At 73.3% G+C, this 782-nt stretch carries 2 pseudogenes; one reads left to right on the top strand and one right to left on the bottom strand.

Going from position 1 to position 782, the window contains the following annotated elements:
* A pseudogene (locus I53_RS24620) lies at positions 1 to 521 on the bottom strand (MFS transporter); the annotation flags it as partial.
* Positions 522 to 530: 9 nt separating this feature from the next.
* Here I53_RS24620 and I53_RS24615 point away from each other — a divergent pair.
* Positions 531 to 704: pseudogene (locus tag I53_RS24615) on the top strand (flagellar biosynthetic protein FliQ); the annotation flags it as partial.
* Positions 705 to 782: the final 78 nt, after the last annotated feature.

Raw genomic sequence — 782 nt, 5'->3', positions numbered from 1 at the left:
AGGTTCACCGCCGGCAGGACGGTGCCGGTGAGCGATCCGACCTGCCCGAGCGACACGCCGAGATCGAGGAGCGCCAGTGTGTTGGGCCCGGCGACGAGATAGGAGGCGGCGAAATAGGCCCCGAGGACGAGCACGCGTCCGGCCAGGCGGCGCAGACGCGCCAGCGCGCCCGACCCGCGCTCCAGGCTTGGCCCGGCCCCGCGCAGGCGCGCCTCCCCGTAGCCGAGGATCGGCAGCAGGCAGAGGGCGTCGAGCGCCGCGCAGGCCAGGACCGCCCCGTGCCAGCCCAGGCTGTCGTAGGAGCCGACCAGCACGCCGACCCCCAGGATCCCGCCCAGGGAGGCCCCGCACAGCTTGGCCGAGGCCACGTAGGCCCGCTCGTCCGCCGGGACGGTCTCGACCACCAGCGCCTCGAGGGCGATGTCCATGGTCGCCACGCAGGCGCAGGCGGCGATCGCCAGGGCGAGCAGCGCCGGGAGCGGCCAGGTCTCGCCGAAGCTCAGGGCGACCAGCAGGAGCACCGAAGCGGCCTGTTCCAGGCGCTGACCCAGATCCAGGAGGTCACCCTCACCTTCGTCCCGAAGATCGTGGTCGTCCTGCTGGTGATGATCGTCAGCGGCTCCTTCGTGGGCGGCCAGATCTACGCCTTCACCGAGATGGTCTACGGCCGGATCGTGACAGGCTTCCGCGCGGTGTCGGAATGAGCGGCGTCGAAGGCGGAGGGGGGTCTGCGCGCGGCACGTCGGACGCGGCGGCGCGCAAGGCGCGCCGCCCGGGCATCG

It is taken from the genome of Methylobacterium sp. B1 (assembly GCF_000333255.1).
In the GTDB taxonomy this organism is placed as follows: Bacteria; Pseudomonadota; Alphaproteobacteria; order Rhizobiales; family Beijerinckiaceae; genus Methylobacterium; species Methylobacterium fujisawaense.
The sequence above is the reverse complement of the archived record's forward strand: the minus strand, read 5'-3'. Positions and strand labels throughout refer to the sequence as shown.